24 protein-coding genes are annotated in these 23,088 nt (G+C 69.2%); 6 read left to right on the forward strand and 18 right to left on the reverse strand.

The genetic code is table 11. The annotated features are described in order from the left end of the window. Positions 1-43 precede the first annotated feature (43 nt). Positions 44-349, reverse strand: coding sequence for a helix-turn-helix domain-containing protein (locus ACWDV4_RS15325; RefSeq protein ID WP_449978768.1), 306 nt, complete (start codon positions 347-349; stop codon positions 44-46). Between the two features lie 67 nt (positions 350-416). On the opposite strand from ACWDV4_RS15325, the gene map (ACWDV4_RS15330) reads away from it, so the two are divergent. Then, complete coding sequence (map, locus tag ACWDV4_RS15330; RefSeq protein WP_449978771.1) at positions 417-1,199, forward strand: type I methionyl aminopeptidase; 783 nt, start codon at positions 417-419, stop codon at positions 1,197-1,199. 445 nt (positions 1,200-1,644) lie between these two features. On the opposite strand, the gene ACWDV4_RS15335 is transcribed toward map (ACWDV4_RS15330), so the two are convergent. From ACWDV4_RS15335 to rimP, 9 genes are all read right to left on the reverse strand, one after another. Beyond that, positions 1,645-1,854, reverse strand: a complete 210-nt coding sequence (locus ACWDV4_RS15335; RefSeq protein WP_449979157.1) for a DUF6186 family protein — start codon at positions 1,852-1,854, stop codon at positions 1,645-1,647. 5 nt (positions 1,855-1,859) lie between these two features. Beyond that, the gene (locus ACWDV4_RS15340; protein ID WP_449978773.1) at positions 1,860-2,270 is read right to left on the reverse strand and encodes a hypothetical protein; all 411 of its coding nucleotides are present in this window, start codon (positions 2,268-2,270) and stop codon (positions 1,860-1,862) included. A gap of 52 nt (positions 2,271-2,322) precedes the next feature. After that, a complete protein-coding gene (locus ACWDV4_RS15345) occupies positions 2,323-3,360 on the reverse strand; it encodes a DHH family phosphoesterase (protein ID WP_449979160.1) in 1,038 nt (345 codons plus the stop codon). Positions 3,361-3,404: 44 nt separating this feature from the next. Continuing rightward, on the reverse strand, positions 3,405-3,893 hold the full coding sequence (gene rbfA / locus ACWDV4_RS15350; protein ID WP_449978776.1) for a 30S ribosome-binding factor RbfA: 489 nt from the start codon (positions 3,891-3,893) through the stop codon (positions 3,405-3,407). A gap of 155 nt (positions 3,894-4,048) precedes the next feature. Further along, on the reverse strand, positions 4,049-4,342 hold the full coding sequence (locus ACWDV4_RS15355) for a DUF503 domain-containing protein (RefSeq protein WP_449978779.1): 294 nt from the start codon (positions 4,340-4,342) through the stop codon (positions 4,049-4,051). 88 nt (positions 4,343-4,430) lie between these two features. Further along, positions 4,431-7,433 carry a translation initiation factor IF-2 gene (gene infB / locus ACWDV4_RS15360; RefSeq protein WP_449978781.1) on the reverse strand — a complete coding sequence of 1,001 codons (3,003 nt, stop codon included), beginning with the start codon at positions 7,431-7,433 and terminating at the stop codon, positions 4,431-4,433. Between the two features lie 82 nt (positions 7,434-7,515). Further along, on the reverse strand, positions 7,516-7,863 hold the full coding sequence (locus tag ACWDV4_RS15365; RefSeq protein WP_449978784.1) for a YlxR family protein: 348 nt from the start codon (positions 7,861-7,863) through the stop codon (positions 7,516-7,518). 15 nt (positions 7,864-7,878) lie between these two features. After that, a complete protein-coding gene (gene nusA, locus ACWDV4_RS15370; protein WP_449978787.1) occupies positions 7,879-8,934 on the reverse strand; it encodes a transcription termination factor NusA in 1,056 nt (351 codons plus the stop codon). Next, positions 8,931-9,590, reverse strand: a complete 660-nt coding sequence (rimP, locus tag ACWDV4_RS15375; RefSeq protein ID WP_449978789.1) for a ribosome maturation factor RimP — start codon at positions 9,588-9,590, stop codon at positions 8,931-8,933. Before rimP ends, nusA begins: the two co-directional genes overlap by 4 nt. A gap of 300 nt (positions 9,591-9,890) precedes the next feature. Here rimP and ACWDV4_RS15380 point away from each other — a divergent pair, with 300 nt between their 5' ends. From ACWDV4_RS15380 to ACWDV4_RS15395, 4 genes are all read left to right on the forward strand, one after another. Continuing rightward, complete coding sequence (locus tag ACWDV4_RS15380) at positions 9,891-10,310, forward strand: hypothetical protein (protein WP_449979162.1); 420 nt, start codon at positions 9,891-9,893, stop codon at positions 10,308-10,310. 76 nt (positions 10,311-10,386) lie between these two features. Then, a complete protein-coding gene (locus tag ACWDV4_RS15385; RefSeq protein WP_449978791.1) occupies positions 10,387-10,809 on the forward strand; it encodes a ferritin-like domain-containing protein in 423 nt (140 codons plus the stop codon). 97 nt (positions 10,810-10,906) lie between these two features. Continuing rightward, positions 10,907-11,371, forward strand: coding sequence for a nitroreductase family deazaflavin-dependent oxidoreductase (locus ACWDV4_RS15390; protein WP_449978794.1), 465 nt, complete (start codon positions 10,907-10,909; stop codon positions 11,369-11,371). Between the two features lie 75 nt (positions 11,372-11,446). Beyond that, positions 11,447-12,928 carry an ArnT family glycosyltransferase gene (locus ACWDV4_RS15395; protein ID WP_449978796.1) on the forward strand — a complete coding sequence of 494 codons (1,482 nt, stop codon included), beginning with the start codon at positions 11,447-11,449 and terminating at the stop codon, positions 12,926-12,928. A gap of 30 nt (positions 12,929-12,958) precedes the next feature. Here ACWDV4_RS15395 and ACWDV4_RS15400 read toward each other — a convergent pair whose 3' ends face one another. From ACWDV4_RS15400 to ACWDV4_RS15425, 6 genes are all read right to left on the reverse strand, one after another. Beyond that, positions 12,959-13,675: a VIT1/CCC1 transporter family protein gene (locus tag ACWDV4_RS15400; protein ID WP_449978798.1), complete on the reverse strand. Its 717-nt coding sequence runs from the start codon at positions 13,673-13,675 to the stop codon at positions 12,959-12,961. Between the two features lie 14 nt (positions 13,676-13,689). Further along, positions 13,690-14,547 (reverse strand): type I methionyl aminopeptidase, encoded by an 858-nt coding sequence (map, locus tag ACWDV4_RS15405; protein WP_449978800.1) that lies wholly within the window; start codon positions 14,545-14,547, stop codon positions 13,690-13,692. Between the two features lie 126 nt (positions 14,548-14,673). Further along, positions 14,674-15,441: a 3-oxoacyl-ACP reductase gene (locus ACWDV4_RS15410; RefSeq protein WP_449978802.1), complete on the reverse strand. Its 768-nt coding sequence runs from the start codon at positions 15,439-15,441 to the stop codon at positions 14,674-14,676. A 47-nt stretch (positions 15,442-15,488) separates the two neighbouring features. Then, positions 15,489-16,859, reverse strand: coding sequence for an aldehyde dehydrogenase family protein (locus ACWDV4_RS15415; RefSeq protein WP_449979165.1), 1,371 nt, complete (start codon positions 16,857-16,859; stop codon positions 15,489-15,491). 37 nt (positions 16,860-16,896) lie between these two features. After that, entirely contained in the window at positions 16,897-18,300 is a 1,404-nt protein-coding gene (locus ACWDV4_RS15420; RefSeq protein ID WP_449978805.1) for a glutamine synthetase family protein, read from the reverse strand. Continuing rightward, positions 18,297-19,853: an amino acid permease gene (locus ACWDV4_RS15425; RefSeq protein WP_449978807.1), complete on the reverse strand. Its 1,557-nt coding sequence runs from the start codon at positions 19,851-19,853 to the stop codon at positions 18,297-18,299. Before ACWDV4_RS15425 ends, ACWDV4_RS15420 begins: the two co-directional genes overlap by 4 nt. Before the next feature lie 485 nt (positions 19,854-20,338). Here ACWDV4_RS15425 and ACWDV4_RS15430 point away from each other — a divergent pair, with 485 nt between their 5' ends. Continuing rightward, positions 20,339-20,953, forward strand: a complete 615-nt coding sequence (locus ACWDV4_RS15430; protein WP_449978809.1) for a DUF6000 family protein — start codon at positions 20,339-20,341, stop codon at positions 20,951-20,953. A 174-nt stretch (positions 20,954-21,127) separates the two neighbouring features. Here ACWDV4_RS15430 and ACWDV4_RS15435 read toward each other — a convergent pair whose 3' ends face one another. Together ACWDV4_RS15435 and ACWDV4_RS15440 are read right to left on the reverse strand one after the other, a co-directional pair. Next, positions 21,128-22,492 (reverse strand): tetratricopeptide repeat protein, encoded by a 1,365-nt coding sequence (locus ACWDV4_RS15435; protein WP_449978811.1) that lies wholly within the window; start codon positions 22,490-22,492, stop codon positions 21,128-21,130. Between the two features lie 60 nt (positions 22,493-22,552). Further along, positions 22,553-23,002 (reverse strand): hypothetical protein, encoded by a 450-nt coding sequence (locus ACWDV4_RS15440; RefSeq protein ID WP_449979168.1) that lies wholly within the window; start codon positions 23,000-23,002, stop codon positions 22,553-22,555. Between the last annotated feature and the right edge of the window lie 86 nt (positions 23,003-23,088).

Consider the following 23,088-nt stretch of genomic DNA (forward strand, 5'->3'; position numbering starts at 1 on the left):
CCGGGGCGACACCGTGCTGGGCTGCCAGCTGCGAAGTCGAGACCTACGAGGCCAACCGCCCGCCTACGGCGCGACCCGATGATCGTGCGAGTTCGACCCTGCCGTTCGACTGGTTGATCTCCGACCACACGGCGTCGAGGGAAAGGCCGAGAACGGCGGCGATCGCGGCGATGGTCGAGAAGGCAGGGGTGGCTACCCGACCGGACTCGATCTTCCGAAGCGTCTCCGGCGAGACACCTGCGTTCAGCGCGGTGTGCAGCATCGAGCGCTCCCCTCTGGCGCGACGCAGGAGGGCGCCGAGGCGCTGTCCGCGTTCGACCTCTTCGGGACTGAGCGGCAACCTGACCATGGCCCCGATTCTAGTACCGGGATAATATTGCCGGGATACTTATTGGTCACACGAGTAAAGGCGCCGCATGATCGAGATCCTGACCCCCACCGACCTGCTGCGAGCAAAGGACGCCGGCGCCCTGGTCGCCGACATACTCCAGACCCTGAAGATCCGCAGCACCGTCAGCACAAACCTCCTGGACATCAACCAGTGGGCCCACGACATGATCACCGAGGCCGGGGCGCAGTCCTGCTACGTCGACTACGAGCCGTCCTTCGGACGCGGGCCATTCGGCCACTACATCTGCACCTCAGTCAACGACGCAGTGCTCCACGGACTGCCGTACGACTACCCGCTTGCCAACGGCGACCTGCTGACACTCGACCTCGCTGTCTGCCAAGGCGGCGTTGTCGCCGACTCCGCCATCAGCTTCATCGTGGGCGACGTGAAGCCCCCGGAGAGCGTTGCGCTGATCGACGCGACCGAGCGCGCACTGCGCGCAGGGATAGCCGCAGCCGGCCCCGGAGTTCGCATCGGTGACATCTCCCATGCCATCGGCTCGGTTCTCAGCGCGGCGGGATATCCGATCAACACCGAGTTCGGCGGTCATGGCGTCGGTTCGACGATGCATCAGGATCCGCACGTCGCAAACACGGGGCGACCCGGTCGCGGATACAAGCTGCGCCCTGGTCTGCTGCTGGCATTGGAGCCATGGGTCATGGCGGACACCGCCAAGCTCGTCACCGATGCCGACGGCTGGACACTTCGAAGCGCGACCGGCTGCCGGACAGCGCACAGCGAGCACACGATCGCCATCACCAACGACGGAGCCGAAATTCTCACCTTGCCGAAGCAGGCACAACCGTGAGGTGACAGCCAGTACCGCCAGCGCAGGCCGTCTTACTGACGGGTGTCCATCGACGTCTGGAGCGCGCGACGCGCCTGCTCGCGTCCGTCGTCGTCGGTGTTCTTGTTCTCGGGCTGAGGCTTGGCCGGCATGGCGATTCCTTCCAGGTGCGAGCCACCGCACTGGCGGCCCGACGGGCGGTTGCTGGTGCCGGTGGCTGGCCGGTCCGGGATCACCGGAGCGGCTGGCCGGGGCAGCATAGGCCCGGGTCGATCGACCCTGGAGGGAGGCGGAACCGGGATATGCGCCACCACCCGGAACAAGGGCACCAACGCTGCCCTCGGATCCACTCCCAAGTTATCGTTCAGGTCGACACTGTTCGTGGTTCTTCCCGGATTTTGGACAACCGGCCTGCACCGGCCGCACGGCGCGGAAGTGCTACCTCAGCGGCCAAAGAAATGCCGCTTCAGCGGGCGAAGAAGTGCCACCCCACCCACCACCAGAAGCCGAACACCCCGATCCGCCCCACCGGCACCGGACCGACTTCGTACTGCATGACATAGGCACAGATATCCCCGAAGGTGGGAATCCGAGATCCCTCCCGACGGGCGGCCCACTCGACGACGGCGAACAGAACGATTGCCACCACGAACCCGCCGATGGCCAACATCTGCAACCCAGTCATCGCCGCACCAGCCCCCAGAACGCCATCAGCCAACCGAAATAGGCGACCGAGCGGACCAGTTCGTCCTCCAGTAGAGGGTCGGCGAGCCGGGAGAAGGTGGGAAAGTCGTCCCCGGCGTTGGCGATGAACGTGGTCCCCTCGAAGAGGCCGAACATGACCACCGGCAGGAGCCACCAGATGCTGCCCGCGCCCAGTCGGGCCGGCGCCGGACGGCGTGGCATCCGGTTGGAGAGCCCAAGCCAGATCAGCGCTCCACCGGTGCCCAGTGCATAGAGGTTGGCCGAGGTGGAGAAGGACTGGAACTGGCCGCCCACCAGGGACAGGCCCGCGATGACCGGAATCGACACGACCGGTCTGTCCCACGTCCGCGGCACCTCAGCGGCGGTGATCTCCTGCGGCTGCTCCATTATCCGATTGTTCCCGAGGCTGGGAGCACCGGAAAGGCCGACACTCCCCGGATCAAGCCTGATCTTCGGGCGAAATGACCGCTCGGTCCAGCTCGTCACGAATGGCGTCGACCACCTCGGTGGCCGAGCCACGTCCAGTGAAACCGGCCGCCGACCGGTGGCCCCCACCCCCGAGTACGACGGCGACCTGGCTGACGTCGACACCGCCCTTACTGCGCATGGAGACCGCCCACTCGTCCTCGGCGACCTGCTTGATTACGCAGCTCACGTCAGCTTCGGCCGCACAGCGAACCGAATCGATCAAGGGCTCCAGGACGTACGGACGCTGCCCGTGCCGGGTCAGGTCGTCCAGGGTGGCAAAGGTCCAGACCAGCCCCAGACCGCACGCCGCAGCCGAATCGAGTTGCACCCGGCTGAGCACGTCCCCGTAGAGCCGGATCGCGCCGAACGGGCGAGTGTCGAATATCTGACGCGAGATCTCGCCCGGTCGGATGCCGGTGGCCAGCAGGCGCGCGGCCATCTCGTGTACCGCCGGGGTGGTCATCGCGAACCGGAACGAGCCGGTGTCGGTGGCCAGCGCAACATAGAGACATTCGGCGATTTCGGCGTCCAGGGGCACCCCGAGTCGGGCGAGCAGCCCCTCCGCGACCACCGAGGTGGCCGCCGCCGACGGGTCGATGAGGTTGATCCCACCGAATCCGGTGTTGGAGGCATGGTGGTCGAGCACCACGGTCGTCCTACCGGCCTGGTCGAGCCGGTCGGCCAGCGTGCCGAGCCGCGACGCACTCGCCGCGTCGAAGCAGATCACCAGGTCCGGCTCGGACCAGACCTCGTCGGCTGGCACCAGCTGTTCGATGCCGGGAATGCCGCGCAGCGGCTCGGGCACCTCCGGCGCGCCGGAGAACGTGGCCTGTAGGTGCCGGACGCCCAATCGGCGTAGGCCGAACGCGAAGCCGAGCATGCTGCCCAGCGCGTCCCCGTCGGGATTGACGTGGCAGATCAGCAGCACCCGGCTGTCCGGCGTCAACTCCCGTACGGCCGTGACCGCCGCCGCCCAATCTGCCTCATTCGGGCCGGCCCCGTCCGACACCGGCCGTTCGGCGAGGGCCGCCCCGGCGGCGCCACCGATCTCGGTCACCGCCGGTCCTCGGCGGCACCCGTCGGGGGGCGGTCGTCGCCGTTGGCCTCCTCGCCCTCGGCTTCCTCGTCCTCGGTGCGGTACGGCTGCGGCTCGCCGGCGTATTCCGCCTTGGCGGCCAGTCGTTGCACCTCGGCATCGGCGTTACGTGCTGCGGCGAGCAGATCGTCGATGTGCTTGACCTGGTCCTGCACGTTGTCGAGCACGAAGGTCAGGGTCGGCGAGTGGCGCAGGCCCAGGGCCTTGCCGACGGTGCTGCGCAGCATCCCCTTGGCGCTCTCCAACGCGGCGGCGGTGCCCGCCTGGGCTGCCGCGTCGCCGAGCACGGTGTAGAAGACCGTAGCGTCGCGCAGATCGGGAGTGATCCGCGCGTCGGTGATGGTGATCATGCCGAGCCGGGGATCCTTGATCTGGGTACGCACCACCGAAGCCACCAGTTCACGCACGCGTTCCGCGTGCCGGCGCACCTTGGCCGGGTCCGTCATCTCCGCACCTCCACGGCATCTTGCTCCCGGCCGGAACCGGCGACGTCAACGCGTCGCCGGAGCCGGACCGGCCATCGTCTGGAACACTACCCGCGTCGTGGCGGGGCACGCGCATCCCGCCCACCGGTCGATCCGGTGGGTTTACCGGTGCGCAATCAGTCGTCGGCGCCGTGTAACCGACGCCGTACGGACAGCAATTCGATCTCTGGCCGACCCGCCACCAGCCGCTCGCAATTGTCGAGCACCTCGCGGACGTGGCCGGCCTCGGCGGCCACCACCGCCACCGCGATCTCGGCCCGCCGATGGAGGTCGAGCGCGCCCACCTCAGCGACGGAGACCTCGAACCGGCGCAGGGCGGCCACGATGGGTCGTACGTACGATCTCTTCGCCTTCAGCGATTGCGAGTCGCCAGGCAACAGAATGTCGAAAACCGCGGTTCCGGTAAACATCGTGACGCAGAATACCCGCTGTAGCCGACACATGATCAAGGGGTTTACGCCCGTAGGCGTAAACCCCTTGATCAGTTAGACCCTACGGTCAGACGCGGGGCTTCTCCCGCATCTCGAAGGTCTCGATGATGTCGCCGACCTGGACGTTGTTGTAACCACCCAGGGTCAGACCACACTCGAAGCCCTCGCGGACCTCGGTGGCGTCATCCTTGAACCGCTTGAGCGAGCTGATCGTGAGGTTGTCCGCCACGACCGCCCCGTCGCGCAGCAGCCGCGCCTTGGCGTTGCGGCGGATGATGCCGGACCGCACGATACATCCGGAGATGTTGCCGATCTTGGACGAGCGGAAGACGTCGCGGATTTCCGCGCTGCCCAGCCCGACCTCCTCGTACTCCGGCTTGAGCAGGCCCTTGAGCGCCGCGTCGATCTCCTCGATGGCCTGGTAGATGACGGTGTAGTACCGGATCTCCACGCCCTCGCGGTCGGCCATCTCGCGGACCTTGTTGGAGGCCCGCACGTTGAAGCCGATGATCGTGACCGCCTCGGTGGAGGCACTTGCCAGGTTGACGTCGCTCTCGGTGATCGCGCCGACGCCCCGGTGGATGATCCTGAGCTGGACCTCCTCCGGAATATCGATCTTGAACAGCGCGTCCTCGAGGGCCTCGACCGAACCGGAGACGTCGCCCTTGAGCACCAGGTTGAGCGAGGTCTTCTCGCCCTCCTTGAGCTGCTCCATGAGCGTCTCCAGCGTGGCCCGACCGCGCGAGTTGGCGAACGCCGCCGCCCGGCGACGCGCCTGGCGCTGCTCGGCGATCTGCCGCACGGTCCGGTCGTCCTCGGCCGCGAGGAACGTGTCCCCCGCGCCCGGTACGGCCGTCAGACCGAGCACCATCACCGGACGGGCCGGACCCGCCTCGGTCACTGGCTGGCCGTTCTCGTCGAGCATGGCCCGTACGCGTCCGTGCGCCCCACCGGCGACGATCGAGTCGCCCGCCCGCAGGGTGCCCTTCTGGACCAGCACCGTCGCCACCGCACCGCGACCCTTGTCCAGGTGCGCCTCGATGGCCACACCCTGGGCCGGGCCGTCGATCGGAGCGGTCAGCTCCAGCGAGGCGTCGGCGGTCAGCAGCACCGCTTCGAGCAGGTCCTCGATGCCGATGCCCGGCTTGGCCGCCACGTTGACGAACATGGTCTCGCCGCCGTACTCCTCGGCGACCAGGCCGTACTCGGTCAGCTGCTGGCGGACCTTGTCCGGGTTGGCCTCCGGCTTGTCGATCTTGTTCACCGCAACCACGATCGGCACGTCGGCCGCCTTGGCGTGGTTGAGCGCCTCGATCGTCTGCGGCATGACGCCGTCGTCGGCGGCGACCACCAGCACCACGATGTCGGTGACCTGGGCACCACGGGCACGCATGGCGGTGAACGCCTCGTGACCCGGGGTGTCGATGATGGTCAGCGCCCGGTCGACACCCTCGTGCGGCACGTGTACCTGGTAGGCACCGATGTGCTGGGTGATGCCACCGGCCTCGCCCTCGACCACGTTCGCCTTACGGATCGCGTCGAGCAGCTTGGTCTTACCGTGGTCGACGTGACCCATCACGGTCACCACCGGCGGCCGGCTGACCAGCCGGTCGCTGGCCACCTCGGCGTCCAGGTCGATGTTGAACTGCGCGAGCAGCTCGCGATCCTCGTCCTCCGGGCTGACGATCTGCACATCGAAACCGAGGTGCTCACCCAGCAGCAGCAGGGTGTCGTCGGAGCACGACTGGGTCGCGGTGACCATCTCGCCCAGGTTGAACATCTCCTGGACCAGCGAACCCGGGTTTGCGTTGATCTTGTCGGCGAAGTCCGACAGCGAGGCACCGCGCGACAACCGTACGACCTGGCCCTGACCCCGGGGGGCACCCGAGCTCATGGTCGGCGCGGACAGGTTGTCGAACTCTTGTCTGCGCTGCTTCTTGGACTTGCGACCGCGGGCCGGCTTGCCACCCGGACGCCCGAAGGCACCCGCGGCACCGCCGCCGCGACCACGGCCACCGCCACCGGGGCGACCGGCACCGCCGGCACCCGCACCGGCCGGAGCCCCGCCACCGGGACCACCGCGGTAACCGCCACCGCCGGCGCCACCACCAGGGCCGCCACGGTAGCCACCGCCACCGCCGGCGCCACCACCAGGGCCGCCACGGTAGCCACCGCCACCGCCGCCACCACCAGGGCCGCCACGGTAACCGCCGCCACCGCCGCCACCCGGACGACCGGCGCCACCGCCGGGACGACCGGTACCGGCACCACCGGGGCCGCCGGGGCGACCGGGGCGCTGGCTCGGCATCGACGCCGGGCTCGGCCGCGGCGGCATGGAGGCCGGGCTGGGCCGCGGCGGCATGGACGCCGGGTTGGGACGGGGACCGCCGGCCGCTGCCGGACGCTGGCCGCCCGGTGTGATACCGAACGGGTTGTTCCCACCGCTACGCGCCGGCGGCCGACCGCCGGAACGGCCCGGGCCGGGCGTCGGCGCACCCGGGGTGCCCGGACGGGCCGCAGCCGGAGAACCCGGACGCGGCGGGATGGCACCCGGACCCGGCTTCGGGCGGGAGGTGCCGTCGGCTGGCGGTTCCCGGCGGACGGTGTCCCGCTGCCGGGCTGCCTGGGCGGCCTTCACGGCCGCTTCCTGCTCAGCCTTGAGGGCTGTGGCGCGCGCCTCGGCGGCCGCCACCTCGATGTCATGCGCGCTCGCCGGCTTGGCCGGGGCGGCAGCTGCCGGCGGCGGGCCGGGAACTGGGCCCTTGGGCTTGGCCGGGGGCGGTCCGGGCCGACGCGGCGGTCCGGGCTTGGCGGAAACCCTCGGCTCGCCGGGGCTCGGCGGCGGAGGCGTCGGGGTGACCGGAGCCGCCGCCGGTGGGGCGGTCGGCGCCGGGGAAGCTGAACCCGACGACGCGACGAACGCACCACGTAGCCGACGGGCGACCGGCGCCTCGACGGTGCTGGATGCGGACTTCACGAACTCGCCCATTTCCTTCAACTTGGCGAGAACGGTCTTACTTTCGACCCCGAGCTCTTTTGCCAGCTCGTGTACGCGGGCCTTGCCTGCCACTGCACTCCTCACTCCGAGGTCGTGCGGGCAGCACCCGCAGCGACCTCACTCGTGCACTTGAAGCCTGGTCATTTCTGGGACTTCATCGTGTGCTCATGTCGGTCGTCCTACCTTGCTTGCTGTGCGACCCTCGCCCGGTCGGATGATCGGGCGTAGTGGCTAACGCGTCGATATGCCCGGTCAGCTCACCCATGTCAGGAACACCGGTGATCCGCAACGCCCGCCCGAAGGCGCGACGCCGCTGTGCCAACGCGAGGCAAGCCGGCTCGGGATGCAGATGTGCTCCCCGACCCGACAGTCTGCGGGCCGGATCGGGTCGAAGGCTGTGACCAGCCCCATCGCTGACCGCGACAATCCGCAGCAACTCATGAGCCGGCGCACGTTGCCGGCATCCCACACAGGTGCGCACCGGCGACGCACGTCGTACCACTGACAAAGTCTACCCCTAGCCGGTCGAGATCGCTCCGCCCGGTTCAGGAACGTGATCAGCACCGCCCCGGGCAGCGTTCGGCACCGGGTTGGCAGTCTGCTCGACATCGGGTCGGATGTCGATTCGCCAACCGGTCAACCGGGCTGCAAGCCGGGCATTCTGTCCCTCCCGACCAATGGCCAGGGAGAGCTGGAAATCGGGCACCGTGACCCGAGCGGTACGACTCGCCGCATCGACCACCTCAACCCGCAGCGCCTTGGCCGGCGACAGTGCGTTGCCGACAAAAGTGGCCGGATCCTCTGACCAGTCGATGATGTCGATCTTCTCGCCGTGCAATTCGCTCATCACGGCTCGTACCCGCTGTCCCATCGGCCCGATGCAGGCACCCTTGGCGTTGACACCGGGAACCGTCGAACGTACGGCGATCTTGGTCCGGTGACCTGCCTCACGGGCGATCGCGGCGATCTCGACGGTGCCGTCGGCGATCTCCGGCACCTCCAGCGCGAAGAGCTTCTTCACCAGGTTGGGGTGGGTACGCGACAGGGTGATCTGCGGTCCCCGCATGCCCTTCGCCACGTGCACCACGACGCACCGGATGCGCTCACCGTGCTCGTACCGCTCGCCGGGCACCTGCTCGGACTGGGGCAGCACCGCCTCGACCTTTCCCAGGTCGACGCTGACGATGCCCTTCTCGGCCCGCGCCTCGTGCGCCTGCACCACGCCGGTGACCAGGTCACCGTCCCGGCCGACGTACTCGCCGAAGTGCACCTCGTCGGTGGCCTCCCGCAGCCGCTGGAGAATCACCTGCTTGGCGGTCATGGCGGCGATCCGACCGAAGTCGTGCGGGGTGTCGTCCACCTCGCGTACGACCGTGCCCTCCTCGTCGACCTCCTGGGCGTAGACGAGTGCCACCCCGGTCTTACGGTCGATCTCCACGCGGGCGTGTGCCTGCGCGCCCTCGGTGTGCCGGTACGCGGTCAACAACGCGGACTCGATTGCCGCGAGGATCGTGTCGAGCGGGATCTCCCGCTCACGCTCAAGTGCGCGCAGCGCCGCGAGGTCGATGTTCACCTCTCCTCGCCCTCCACATCTTCGTCGTCGTCAAAGTCGTCGAACTCGTCCAGATCCTCGTCGGTCACGGTGTCCAGGCGGTTGAACTCCACCTGCACCCGACCCGGCCCGAGATCCGGATAGGTCCATCCATCCTGCTGGCCGTCCAGGTCGAACACGACCCGGTCGTCGTCGGCCGCGACCACCCGGGCGGTGATCTGCCGGTCCGTCGGTGGCTGGTCTGCGGCACGCTGGCCAGGTACGCCACCCGCGCCGCGCACGGTGACCTTCACCAGGCGACCGACATTGCGCCGCCAGTGCCGGGGCAGGGTCAGCGGCCGGTCCACACCGGGTGAGCTGACCTCCAGCTGGTACTCCCCGGCGACCAGGTCGCCGCCGGTCTCCTCAGCGGTGTCGAGGGCAGCGGAGACCGCGCGAGACACCTCGGCCACCGCGTCGAGACTCACCCCACCGTCGCCGTCGACGATCACCCGTACGACGTGTCGGCGCCCAGCCCGGGACACCGACACCTCCTCCAGGTCGTAACCGGCGGCGGTCACCACCGGCTCGATTACGGCGCGCAACCGGGCCCGGCGCGCACCCAGGTCGGACCGGGGACGCCCGCCAGCGCGCGGGCCAGCCGCCGGACGGGCGGCAGCACGACCACGCTGCGTCATTTCCGCACCCCATTTCACGATCCTCGGCGCCCTAACGGGCAGCCCATGCCAGCACGCCACCGGACCTAACAAACGTCCGGCGGCTTGCGCAGAGCGTAACGCGCTGGACGGAAGAGGTAGCGGCCGGCGCACCGACGCCCCGAGGACGCGCGGGGCCGACTGTCACCCAACGCCCCGCACGTATGGTGTTGACTTGTCCGGGTGCAGAGCGCAGACACGGGCAAGAATCGCGACTTGCGGGAACGATCCGGACCTTCCATCCTGCGATCCCGGCGTTCAATCCTGCGAGCAGTGGGCCTGGTGACACTGGCGGCCGCCGCCGCTCCGCTGGCTGCCTGCGGGCTCTTCGACGATGATGAGCCGGAGCCCGACGCGCTCGCTCCCCTGCTCGCCGAGTCGTTAGACCTGGCCGCCCGGTACGAAGCGGCGGTCGCCGCCGATCCGACGCTCGCCGACCGGCTCACCCCGATCGCCCAGGCCCACCGCGCGCACGCCGAGGAACTGGCCCGGGTGACCCGGGTCACCCTGCCCAGCGGCGCGCCGACCGTCAGCCCGACACTGCCGACCGGTGACCGGAAGAGCCTGCTCGCCGCCCTACGTACCGCCGAACAACAGGGGCAGGAAGCCGCAGCCGCCGCGTGCCGCACCGCCCCGGCCCAGCGGGCAGCACTGGTCGGCAGCATCGCCGCCGCCCGCGCCACCCATCTGGAGTTGCTGTGACGACCGCACGAGGTGCTGTGGCGACCGCACAAGCCGGTGTGGCGACTGTAGGAACCAGGGGAAACGGGACCGCGTCATGAACGAGCAACTCGCTGCGGCGCTCGCCGCCGAACACGCGGCGATCTTCGCGTACGGGCCGATCGGCGTACGCCTCTCCGGAGCGGCCCGGCGGGAGGCCCGGGCGGCGGAGACAGCGCACCGCAACCGGCGGGACGCGCTGGTGACCCTGCTCACCCGGGACGGGTCCACCCCGCCGGCTCCGGAACCGGCGTACACCCTGCCGTTCCCAGTGACCGACCGGGCCAGCGCGCTACGGCTTGCGATCACGGTCGAGGAACGGACGGCCGCCGCCTGGCGGGCCGCCCTGCCGACGACCACCGATGCCGATCGCGCCCAGGCGCTGACCGGCCTCACCGACTGCGCGGTCCGAGCCACCCGGTTCCGGAAGCAGGCCGGCACTACTCCGGCCACCGTCCCCTTCCCCGGCCGGCAGTCCTGACCTGACGCCCGTCGAACAAGGGCGGAGGCCGCCTCTCAAACAAGGACGACCGGCCGCCCGGCTCGACGCGCCCACCCGCGCCCGGCACACTGGGCCGATGTCCGCGTTCGGAAGCCTGGTCCGCCGCCTCGGCCACCAGCGATGGTTCGCCGCCACTGGCAAGTTCTTGATGCCCGTCGACCGCCTGGTCGGGCGGCTCACCAAGGGTCGAGTGGTCGGCCTGGGACTCGTCCCGTCGCTGATCATCACCACCACCGGCCGCAAGTCCGGGCAGCCCCGGAGCAACCCGCTGGTGTGCGTCCGCGACGGCGACGGGTTCGCGGTGGTCGGCTCGAACTGGGGGCAGCCGCATCAGCCGGCCTGGGTGCTCAACCTGCTGGCCGATCCGTCAGCCACCGTCACCCTCAAGGGCCGCACCATCCCGGTACGGGCACAGCTGGCCACCGGGGCGGAGCGGGATCGCCTGTGGCAGCTGCTGATCACCCGCTGGCCGGCCTACCAGACCTATGTGGAGCGTGCCGAGGGTCGACAGATCCGGGTGTTCCGCCTCGCCCCGAAGTGACGGACGCAGCTTCCAGCTCGCTTCGGTGACCGGCACGTCTTCCAGTTAGGACGACGGTCGTCGATAATTCCGGGCATGCGAAAGCAGGCCTGGCAGGAGATGGCCCCGCTGGTCGCCGCCGCTGGGCTCACCAGCGCGGTGCTCCTGGCCGCCAGCGGCCGGTACGGCTACCACCGCGACGAGCTCTACTACCGGGTCGCCGGGCGACACCTGGCCTGGGGGTACGACGACCAGCCACCGCTGCTGCCGGCCCTGGCCCGACTGACCGACAGCCTGTCGGGTGGTTCCCTGACCGCACTGCGGCTGCCCACTGCCCTCGTCGTCGGGGTCACGGTGTTTCTGGTCGGCCTGCTCACCCGCGAACTGGGCGGCGATCGCCGGGCGCAACTGCTCGCCGCGATCGCCTGGGCCACCACCGGGGTGACCCTGGTCTCCGGACACCTGCTCAGCACGACTCCGTACGACATCCTCTGCTGGACCAGCATCGCCTGGCTGCTGGCCCGATGGGTGCGTACCCGCCAGGACCGACTGCTGCTGGCCCTGGGTCCGGTGCTCGGCATCGGGCTGCTGGCCAAGAGCCTGCCCCTGCTGTTCGCGGCCGGGCTCGCCGTCGCGGTCCTGATCAGCGGACCCCGGGAACTCCTGCGCCGGCCGGCGGTGTGGGTCGCGGCGGCCATCGCCGTCCTGCTGTGGGCACCGAACCTGTGGTGGCAGGCCACCCACGGCTGGCCGCAACTCGAGATGTCCGAGGTGATCCGGGCGGACACCGACGGTCCGCTCGGCGTGCTCGCATCGCAGTTTCTGATCATGGGGCCGCCGCTGGCGGTGATCTGGATCGCCGGACTCTGGCGGCTGCTCCGCACCGCTGACGCCCGGCCGTACCGCTTCCTCGGCTGGGCGTACCTGATCGTGCTCGGGCTGGTCCTGGCCACCGGCGGACGGGAGTACTACCCGGCCGGGGCGTACCCGGCGCTCTTCGCCGCCGGGGCGATCGCCACCGTCGGTTGGCTCGCCCGGGGTGGCCAGGCCCGCCGGGTGGTGCTGGCCGGCGGCCTGGTCCTCAACACCGTGGCCAACATCGCCATCGCGCTGCCGATCTATCCGGTCCGGGTGCTGCCGCACACGCCACAGGCGATGATGAACTACGACGCTGGCGAGACCGTCGGCTGGCCGGAACTGGTCGCCACGGTGGCGGACGTGCACCGCTCGCTGCCCGCCGCCGAACAGGCCACCGCCGTCATTCTGACCAGCAACTACGGCGAGGCCGGTGCGATCGACAGGTACGGACGGCCGCTCGGGCTGCCCACCCCGTACAGCGGTCATTTGAACTTCTGGCGGTGGGGTCCCCCGGCGGACAGTGCCACCGGGCCGGTGATCGCCGTCGGCGAGCGGGTTGGCCGGCAGTTGGCCCCGCACTGCGCTTCGGCGACCGTGGTGGCCCGCCACGACAACGGGTACGGCGTGGAGAACGAGGAGCAGGGCCAGTCGATCTGGCTCTGCCGAGGGCTCGACCGTCCCTGGTCACAGCTCTGGCCGGAGCTACGCCGCTTCGGCTGAGACCCGCGCCACCCCGTTACGGGACGGCGCTCAGCCGATCGCGCCGCTGACCCCGATCAGCTTGCCCACCCCGTACGTGATGATGGCCGCGGCCCCACCCAGCAGCAACTGCCGCGTGCCGCTGATCCACCAGCTCCGGTTGGTGTAACGGGCGACGATGGCACCTGCCGCGAACAGGCCGAGACCACCGACGCCGAGCGCCAACCACAGGTTGGTGAAGCCGAGCAGGTACGTCGCCAGCGGGATCAACGCCCCGATCGAGAAGCACACGAACGAGGAGATGGCCGCCGCCCATGGGCTCGGTTGATCGTCCGGGTCGACGCCCAACTCCTCACGGACGTGTACCCGCAGCGCCTCCTCCGGGTTGTTCCTGATCACCGTCGCGACCTGCTCGGCCAGGTGCCGGGGCAGACCACGCTTGATCCACATGTCGGCCAGTTCCTGAGCCTCGGCCTCGGGATGACGCTCCAGCTCGCGGCGTTCCTTGGCCACCTCGGCGGCGACCTGCTCGTTGGCCGAGCGGACGCTGGTGTACTCCCCGAGGCCCATCGAGATGGCCCCGGCGACCAGCCCGGCGACGCCGGTCAGCACGATGTTGCGCGGCGAGACGCCGCCACCACCCACGCCGGCGATCAGTGCAATATTGGTGACCAGGCCGTCCATTGCCCCGAAGACGGCCGGCCGCAGCCAGCCGCCGGACACGTCGGCATGGTGGTGCTCGATCAGAGCCGCAGGAGTCTCAGTCACTTCGGTCGCTTCGGTCACGGCAGGGTCAGGATCTCGTGGCCATCCTCGGTGACCACGATGGTGTGCTCGAACTGTGCCGTCCAGCGGCGGTCCTTGGTGACCACCGTCCAGCCGTCGTCCCACATGTCATATTCGTAGGTGCCGAGGGTGATCATCGGCTCGATGGTGAACGTCATCCCCGGCTCCATCACGTCGGTCGGCCGAGGGCTGTCGTAGTGCGGCACGTAGAGGCCGCTGTGGAAGGACTCGCCGATGCCGTGGCCGGTGAAGTCGCGTACCACGCCGTAGCCGAACCGCTTCGCGTACGACTCGATCACCCGGCCGATCACGTTGATCTGCCGGCCCGGGGCGACCGCCCGGATGCCCCGCATCATCGCCTCGCGGGTGCGCTCGACCAGCAGGCTGACCTCCTCGGCGACCTCACCGACGCAGAAGGTGGCGTTGGTGTCGCCGTGCACCCCACCGATGTACGCCGTGACGTCGACGTTGACGATGTCGCCGTCCTGGATCACCGTCGAGTCCGGGATGCCGTGGCAGATCACCTCGTTGAGGCTGGTGCAGCACGACTTGGGGTAGCCCTTGTAGCCGAGGGTGGACGGGTAGGCATCGTGGTCAACGAGGAACTCGTGCACCACCCGGTCGATCTCGTCGGTGGTGACACCCGGCTTGCAGTGCTCCCCGGCGAGCTGGGTGGCCTGTGCGGCGAGCCGGCTGGCGACCCGCATCTTCTCCACCGTCTCGGGCGTTTGTACGTGCGAGCCGCGCCACTCCTTGGGCCGCTTCTTACCCACGTACTCCGGTCGGACGATGTGCGACGGCACGGGTCGCCATGGGGAGAGCGTTCCTGGGGTGAGTGGCGCGCGGACGGTCATGCCGCCAGCCTATCGCCGCCCACCCCACCCCCTGCGAAGGAAGGGCCCCTTGTTATCGCATTCTGCCTAGGAAGGGCCCCTTCCTAACCAGCGAGTGCGGTCGCGGTTTCTCGCAAGCGAGCGCGGTCAGAGTGGGGTGACGTACGCGCCGGTGATGCCGCCGTCGACGACGAACTGGGCAGCGGTCATGAACGACGCGTCGTCACTGGCCAGGAAGGCCACGGCGGCGGCGATCTCGCTCGGCTCACCGAACCGGCCCATCGGTACGTGCACCAGCCGGCGGGCGGCCCGCTCCGGATCCTTGGCGAACAGGTCGAGCAGCAGCGGGGTGGCGATCGGTCCCGGGCACAGCGCGTTGACCCGGATGCCCTCCCGGGCGAACTGGACGCCCAGTTCCCGGGTCAGCGCGAGCACCCCACCCTTGCTGGCGGTGTACGCGATCTGTGACGTGGCCGCACCCATCAACGCCACGAACGACGCGGTGTTGATGATCGACCCTTTGCCCTGTCGTTGCATGTGCGGAATCGCGTACCGGCAGCAGAGGTAGACACTCGTCGTGTTGACCCGGATCACCCGCTCCCACGCCTCCAGACCGGTGACCAGGATCGAGTCGTCGTCCGGCGGGGAGATGCCGGCATTGTTGAAGGCGATGTCGACCCGGCCGTGCCGTTCGGCCACCCCGTCGAACAGCTCCCGCACCTGGGTCTCGTCGGCCACGTCACAGGCCACGAACTCCCCGCCGACCTCCTCGGCGGCGGCCTGCCCGGACCCAGCATCGATGTCGACGCACACCACGCGCGCGCCTTCGGCGGCAAACCGCCGTACGGTGGCCAGCCCGATCCCGCTGCCCGCTCCGGTGACCACCGCCACCCGGTCCGCCAGTCGATCCCGCACACTCACTCCCCGGTCACTCGTCGGGCCACTCGTTGGCCGCTCATTGATCACTCGTCGGTCGCGACGAAGACGTTCTTGACATCGGTGAAGGCGTGCAGCGCGTCCGGGCCGAGTTCCCGGCCCAGGCCGGACTGCTTCATCCCGCCGAACGGGGTCCAGTAGCGCACCGACGAGTGGGAGTTGACGCTCAGGTTGCCCGAATCCACCGCGCGGGCCATCCGGAGCGCCCGGCCCACGTCCCGGGTCCAGATCGAGCCGGAGAGGCCGTACTCGGTGTCGTTGGCCAGCGCGACGGCCTCGGCCTCGTCGTCGAAGGGCAGCACCGAGATGACCGGCCCGAAGATCTCCTCCCGCCAGTGCCGGTCGGCCGGCGACCGGGCCAGCAGGACCGTCGGCGGAAACCAGAATCCATCGCCGGCCGGGCAGGAGCCGGTGAAGGCGGTCTCCGCGTCCATGACGTACGGCGCGACCCGGGTCCGCTGGCTGGCCGAGATCAGCGGGCCCATCTCGGTGGACTCCAGCCTGGGGTCCGCCACCCGGAAGCCGCGTACGGCCGGTTCGAGCAGCGCCAGGAAGCGGTCCAGGACCGGGCGTTGGACCAGTAGTCGAGAGCGGGCGCAGCAGTCCTGGCCGGCGTTGTCAAAAGCGGCGTACGGCGCGCTGGCCGCCGCCCGTTCCAGGTCGGCATCGGCGAAGACGATGTTGGCACTCTTGCCGCCCAACTCCAGGGTCACCCGCTTCACCTGGGCGGCACAGCCGGCCATGATCCGCTTGCCGACCTCGGTCGAGCCGGTGAAGCACAGCTTGCGGACCTCGGGATGGCTGACGAAGTGCTCCCCCACCACCGCACCCCGACCTGGCAGTACGGTGAGGACGTCCTCGGGCAGGCCGGCGTCCCGGGCCAGTTCGCCGAGTCGGATCGCGGTCAGCGGGGTCAGTTCGGCCGGCTTGAGCACCACCGTGTTGCCGGCCGCGAGCGCCGGAGCGAATCCCCAGCCGGCGATCGGCATCGGAAAGTTCCACGGCACGATCACCCCCACCACCCCGAGCGGCTCGTGGAAGGTGACGTCCAACCCGCCTGGTACGGGAATCTGCCGGCCGGTCAGCCGCTCCGGTGCCCCGGCGTAGTAGTCGAGTACGTCGCGGACGTTGCCCGCCTCCCAGCGGGCGTTGCCGATGGTGTGCCCCGAGTTGCCCACCTCCAACTGGGCCAGTTCCTCGAGGTGTGCGTCGACTTCGGCGGCGAACCGGCGCAGCAGCCGGGCCCGGTCGCCCGGGGTCACCTTCCGCCACTTCTCGAAGGCGGTACGGGCGCGGCCGATCGCGGCGTCGGTCTCCTCGACCGTGGTCGCCGGCACAGTCGTCATGGGCTGCCCGGTGGCCGGGTCGACCACCTCGATCGACGGCTGCGCCACCATCCCGGCCGACGCCTGCTCAGCGGCATTCACAACCACTTCAGAGGCGTTCGAAGCCACGGAACATCTCCCAGTCGGTCACTGCCGCGTCGAAGGCGGCCAACTCCACCCGTGCGTTGTTGGCGTAGTGCGCGACCAGTTCGTCGCCGAAGGCGGCCCGCGCGATCGGCGACTCCTCCCAGCGGGCGAGCGCGTCCCGTAACGTCCCGGGCACCCGGGGCGCGGTCGTGTCGTCGTACGCGTTGCCGTTGAACTCGGGTTCCAGCGAGAGATCATGCTCGATGCCATGTACGACCCCGGCGACCAACCCGGCCAGCGCCAGGTACGGGTTGACGTCGGCCCCGGGTACCCGGTTTTCTACCCGCAGTCCGGGCCCGTGGCCGACCAGCCGCAGTGCACAGGTGCGGTTGTCGGTGCCCCAGCGCAGCGCGGTCGGGGCGAACGAGCCCGACTGGTAACGCTTGTAGGAGTTGATGTTCGGGGCGGAGAGCAGGCTGAAGTCGCCCATGGTGGCCAGTAGTCCGGCCAGCGCCCGCTGCCCGATCTCGGAGAGCCCCGACCCGCCGGCCGACGAAGCGGGCAGCCTCGTCTGACCGTCACGGGACGTACCGGAAAACACCGGCTGGCCGTCGGTGGACCGTAACGAAAAGTGGATGTGGCAGGAGTTGCCCTCCCGGGCGTTGGGCTTGGCCATGAAGGTGATCGCCATGCCCTCCTGCGCGGCGATCTCCTTTGCCCCATTTTTGTAGATCGCGTGGTTGTCGGCGCAGGTCAACGCGTCGGCGTACCGGAAGGTGATCTCGTGTTGGCCGAGGTTGCACTCGCCTTTGGCGGCCTCGGGCACCAGCCCGGCCCCGGCCATCTCGACCCGGATCCGGCGCAGCAGCGGCTCGACTCGGGCGGTGCCCAGCAACGAGTAGTCGACGTTGTAGAGGTTGGCCGGGGTCAGGTCGCGATAGCCGCGCCGCCAGGCGTCCTCGTACGAGTCTCGGTAGAGCACGAACTCCAGTTCGGTCCCGGCGAAGGCGGTCAGCCCGTGTCGGGCGAGCCGATCCAGTTGGTGGCGCAGGACCTGTCGGGGCGAGGCGACGACGGCCGACCCGTCCGACCAGACCAGGTCGGCCAGCAGCAGCGCGGTGCCGGGCTGCCACGGGATCCGGCGCAGGGTGGTCAGGTCCGGCCGCATGGTGAGGTCGCCGTAGCCGCGGTCCCAGCTTGACATCGCGTACCCGTCGACGGTGTTCATCTCGACGTCGACGGCCAGCAGATAGTTACATCCTTCGCCACCGTGCTCGACCACCTCGTCGAGAAAGTGGGGTGCGTGGAACCGTTTGCCCTGGAGACGGCCCTGCATGTCGACCAGGCCGAGGACCACCGTGTCGATTTCGCCGCCGTCGACCGCCACCCGCAGTTCTTCGAGGGTCAGTGCCGGAGTACGTCTCATGCGGTCTCCTCGTCGTCGACGGTACGGCGGGGGCCGGTGAACCAGGTACGCGCCGAGGCGTACCACCAGACGGCGACCAGCAGCAGCACCCCGCCGACGGCGAGCGGGGCGTAGTTGACGGCGGACCAGCTGAACCCGGCGTTGCCGGGCACTCCGGCCGGCACGATCGGCAGGACGAAGTAGACCGAGATGACGGCGATCTCGATCACGGCGATCCAGCCGAGGATCTTGTATCGGCGGCCCAGCGTCCACGGGCCGGGGGTGAACCGGTCGCCGAGCCGCAGGCGTAACGCGATCGGGATGACGAATGACAGGTAGAGGCCGATGACGGCGACCGAGACGACGGCGTAGAAGGCGACCGGTACCCCGGCGGCGCTGGAGTAGAGCGCGGGCAGGGTCAGCAGCAGACCGGCACCGGTCGCGCCGATGATCGCGTTGACCGGGGTGCCGTTGCGGTCCACCTTGGACCAGATTCGCCAGCCGGGGACGCCCCGGTCGCGGCTGAAGGCGTACGCCATTCGGCTCATGCTGGTCACGCAGCTCATCCCGCAGAAGAACTGGCCGACGGTGGAGATGATGATGACCGTCTTGAAGAAGAACGGGGTCAGCGCGCTTTCGAAGATCGCTCCGGAGAATCCGCCGGCCGCGTTGATCGCGTCAACGTCGGTGGCCGCGAAGAGGAAGGCCAGCAGCAGGATCCAGCCGCCGATGGCCGAATAGAAGATCGATTTCCAGAGTCCGCGGGCCGCCGCGTGGGACGCGCCCCGGGTCTCCTCGGAGACGTGGGCACACGCGTCGAACCCGGTGATCGTGTACTGGGTGAGCAGGAAACCCAGCGGCAGAATGTAGAACCAGAACGTCCAGCCGCCGGTGCCGCCGTCGGCGAATCCCGAGTTGTTGAACCGCTCGGTGAAGACGAACTGGAAACTCTGGTGATCGTCCGGTACGAACACCAGGATCGCCACCACTACCGTCGCTCCGGCAACGTGCCACCAGACCGAGACGTTCTGGAGTAGGTCGATGATCCGGTGCCCGAAGATGTTGATCAGCCCGTGCAGTACCAGGATGACCACGAAGAGGCCGAACGCCTGCTGGAGTGTGCCTGCCCAGCCGTCGAAGAGCGCCGACAGGGTCAGGTTGAGGAAGGTCGCGCAGCCGTAGTCGACCGAGGCGGTGACCGCTACCAGGCCGATCAGGTTGAGCCAGCCGGTGAACCAGCCGTGCACCGGCCGCCCCATCTTCGCCGCCCACCAGTAGATCCCGCCCGCCGTCGGGTAGGCGGAGACCAGCTCGGCCAGGCAGAACCCGATGACCAGGATGAAGAGCGAGATCAGCGGCCAGCCCCAGGAGATGGCGACCGGTCCGCCGTTGTTCCAGGCCTGGCCGAACGTGGTGAAGCAGCCGGCCAGGATCGAGATGATCGAGAACGAGATGGCGAAGTTGGAGAAGCCGCTCCACGTACGCCGAAGCTCCTGTTTGTAGCCGAGTTCGGCGAGCCGCCGGCTGTCGTCGTCCATCGGCTGCCCCGCGACGGTCTCGGGCGTAACGGCCACCGCGCACCTCCTCACATGGGTCGGCGCATCGGTGCGACTAGGGGAAAGTCTTGACCCGGGGATCAAGATGGTCAATACCCGCCGGCCAGAAAGCCGGTAATTGCGTTGCTCCGCGTCGCCGCCGCCGGCATGCTCATAGGCGTGACACCACAGGCGTACGACACCACGCGCCGCTGCCGAGCACGGCGGCGTACCGGGGTCGTGGTCCTGCCGGGTGATTCCGCGCCAGACTGAGCGCGCCCCGGCCGGCCCGACCCTCGGGCCCCTCCCCGGGCCCACCCCCTGGACCCCTCCCCGGGTCCGACGCCGGGTCCTCGGAAGCCCGGCACCGCGCGGCGGCGCGGGGCGTAGTCACCTCTCTCACACCCGCATGGCGGTTCGCCGTGCCGACGCCCCGCTCCGCGCCGCCGCACACCTCACGCCCTGCCGATGGTCACAGCGGAGAAGTACGCTGCCGAAACTAATGACTCGCTCCCGAGGACTCGATGATGCGCTTCGCGCACTCCGACCCCCAGCTCCGCGACCTCGTCCACCGTTACGTAGTGCCCGGTCGCCGCTATGAACTGCTCTCTTACCGAGTCCTCACTCTCCACGAACAGGACGCCGCCGAAGTCGGCCGCCGACTCGCCCAGGACGCCGCCGCGATCAGCGACGATGACCTGAGGGTGCTGTTCGAAGGCGGCTGGCGGGAACGCATCACAGCCGCCTGGCTGGTCGGGATGGCCCACAGAACCACGTTCCGGCCACTCATCGCAGAACTACTCCTGGCCAGCGAGGTCGTTTACGCCGGCCAGGGCTACTGCTTCGCGCTGGCCAGGTTCGGCACCCACGAAGACGCTGCGATCCTGATCAGCTACCTCGACCACCACCTCCCCGAACTGGACCACCGCTACGACCAGCCCGACGCCCTGGGAGCCCTCCTCCACCTCGACGCACGGCACGGCACCCACCACGCCGACCGGTATCTCGCGCCCGGCGGACTCTGGCAAAGGTGGGTCGCCCACCTGCCATGGCTGCAGCTCGATCCGGCATACGAGCACTGCGTCATCGACCAGTTATGCGCCTTCGCCGAGCAGCACAACCCAACGAGTTCACCCTGAACCCACGGGCCTCCAGCCTCCAGGGATCCGGAAAGAACCGCATCACTCAGGGCTGAAAGTCGCTCTCGAAGCAGAGGGGTGGATGGTGGGCGGGTGTCCGTTCAGGGATTCTCGTATGGACACCGGGCTGAGCGACATGACGTTCGACTCGTGCTGCGTCGAAATGATCGCGGATCAGAATGGGGGTACGTCGGCGGGCTCGCCAGTCCAGAGCTGCTTGGCAGGCCTGGGCTCGTGCTGTTGGAGAAGCGCAATGGCGGCCTTGACACGGCCGAGGTCGATAAGGTGCCTGGCCAGAACGCTACTGACACCGCGCTTCTGCTGTTCGAGGATGGCGACGGCCTCCTCGATGCGTCCAGCGGCGGCCAGTAGCTCGGCGATAGACGAGGACGCATACCAGGTTCCGCCTTCGGGGTGCGCTCGCGCCTGCTCGATTGCCTCCTCGCGTAGGCCACACGCGACCATCAGAGGCAGCCGCATCCGAAAGAATTCCCAATCCTCTCCGCCACTGCGCACCTTGAGGGCGTCAAGGTAGGCCAGGCCGTCCTCGGCGCGCCCCTGGTCGGCGTAGTGGGTGCACAGCTCGTCAACGATCCAGTCCTCCGCGCCGCCGGGCGAGTCCGCGAGCGAGCGCAATACCTCCGTCGCCTCGTCACCCCGGCCATGCCGTACCAGAAGCTGTGCGAGCTGCACTGCCCCGTGGAGTTGGCGAGCCGGCGAGTCCCCCGGCTGCCGGTACACGGCGATCGCACCCTCCACGTCCCCACGCTCCTCCAGCAACTGCGCGAGACGCTGCGCGGCGTGCCCGTGGTACTCGGTTGCTGCATACGTCCGCAGCTCGTCGATCCGGTTGTGCCGGGCCAGCAGGTCGGCCAGCTGGTCGCGGCCGTTGACCGAGGTGGTGTCTCGGGTGTGCAGCAGGGTGATCGCTTCGTCGATGTGACCCTGGCGTTCCCGGATCGCGGCGAGCAGGTCGACGGCGTCCCACGGTTCGACGTCGCGGCGGCGGCACGACGGGGCATTGCATTCGTGTTCCTGTCCTGCCTCGATGCGGGCGGCCAGCAGCGCGGCCGCATCCTCGTCCTGGCCCGCGCCCTCGGCAATGTCAACCAGGGCAGTGGCGAGGAACCAGTCCTTGATATGCGGGCGGAGCAGGGCGAACGCTTCATCACCTCGACCGTGCCGGGCAAGCAGACGGGCGAAGAAGTCCAGCGCCAGCCGGTCTCCGGCCTCTGCATACGGGCGGGCCAGCGCAATCGCTTCTTCGGTCCTACCCCACCCCTCCAACAGCTCAGCCATGGTCTCGGCAGCCTTCCACCAACCGGTGGCGACGTACGGAGCGAGCACCTCCAACGCCTCCGCTTGCCGGTCCTGTCCGGCAAGTAGCCGTGCCCACTCTCTCGCGCAGAACCACTCCCCGCGGCCAGCCTGGAACTCCACCTCCCGGATAAGGCCGAGTTCGACAAGTCGGGAGACCAGGTCCGGGGGAATGCAGCCAGTGAGCGTCCGGGCCCGGTAATCAAGATCAGCGGCGTCCACGGAGGTAAACCCTAGCCCTGCTCCTAAGGACTCCATCAACAACCACTCATTACACGGAATTCAGCTCGACCTGCCACCCGGCAGGTTCGCCGTCAGCGCCTCGGCGGCCTGTCGGACCCCATCGCGGATCATGTTGCCGTAGTCGTCCTCGCCCAGCGCCGACAGACTCTCCTGGGCGCGGTCCAGGTGCTCGCGAGCCTGGTCGAGCCGGCCGAGCCGGCGGTAGTCCTCGACCAGGTTGAGGTGCAACGACGGCAGAAGTCCTCGGACCGCCAACGAGTCGTGGTGCTGCCGTACCCGCTCGTCGGTGAGGGTGTCGACCGCTTCGAGGGCCCGCAAATTCCAGGCGAGTTCGTCGGCGGGGTCGTCCTGCAGGTCAGCCAGATAGTGGGCCACCACGCACCGGTGGAACGGGTCACCGTCGGACCCGACCCGCTCCCAGAGCGCGGTGAGCTGCTCCCGAGCCGGCCCGGTCTGCCCCGCCCGTCCCAGCTCGACCGCTGCGCCCATCTCGGCGATGATCTCGTCTGGCTTGTCGCTCACTGCCCGCTCCTCCGGTCGGTCAACTCGTCCGGGGAGAGAATCGGGCCTCGACC

The sequence above is a fragment of the Micromonospora sp. NPDC003197 genome (assembly GCF_053590565.1).